The 655-nt window shown below is 70.7% G+C and carries 2 protein-coding genes; both read right to left on the bottom strand.

Annotation, left to right across the window (positions count from 1 at the left end):
* Positions 1–284: SDR family NAD(P)-dependent oxidoreductase (locus tag BZY54_RS48410; protein WP_143668455.1), on the bottom strand; the 284-nt coding region annotated here is incomplete at its 3' end.
* Positions 281–655: zinc-binding dehydrogenase (locus tag BZY54_RS48415; RefSeq protein ID WP_143668457.1), on the bottom strand; the 375-nt coding region annotated here is incomplete at its 5' end. The genes BZY54_RS48415 and BZY54_RS48410, both read right to left, overlap by 4 nt.

Here is a 655-nt window from a genome sequence, read left to right on the forward strand (position 1 = left end):
GCGTTGTTGACGAGGATGTCCGGTCGACGTCCGGCCAGTTCCGCGCCCAGCTCCTGCACCGCCCTGCGGTCCGTGAAGTCGCAGCGCACGCCCTCGAACCGCCGGCCTGCCGCCGCGACGAGTTCGCCGACCTCGCTGTGCTGCTCCAGGTGCGCGCTGACACCGATGATGTCGGCACCCGCGTCGGCCAGCGCCTGAGCGATCGCCAGGCCGATCCCGCGCCGGGCGCCGGTGACGACGGCCAACCGGCCCCGCAGATCGAAGAGGGAGGTCGCCGTCGTCATCGCACATCGCCCCCGCAGTCGACGAGCACCTTCATCGCTTCGCCGGACTCCAGGGCGGTGAACGCGCTCGCCACCTCGGTGAGCGGCGTGACCCGGCTGATGATGCCGTCCGCCGGGATGACATCGCCGGCCAGCAGTTCGACAGCGCGCTCGAAGTCCGCGCGCTGATACACACGGGCTCCCACGAGCCGCAGCTCACGCCAGAAGACTCTTTGGAGATCGACCTTCCGGGGCTGCGGATGGATGGCGACGACCACTACGGTCCCCCGTACCCTGGCCACCCCGGTCGCGGCGAGCACCGCCTTCGGCGCTCCCGATACCTCGAAGACCACATCGGCGCCCGCCCTGTCGGTCCACTGGTCCACCTGCTG

Source organism: Streptomyces carpinensis (assembly GCF_002154505.1).
GTDB classification, from domain to species: Bacteria; Actinomycetota; Actinomycetes; order Streptomycetales; family Streptomycetaceae; genus Streptomyces; species Streptomyces carpinensis.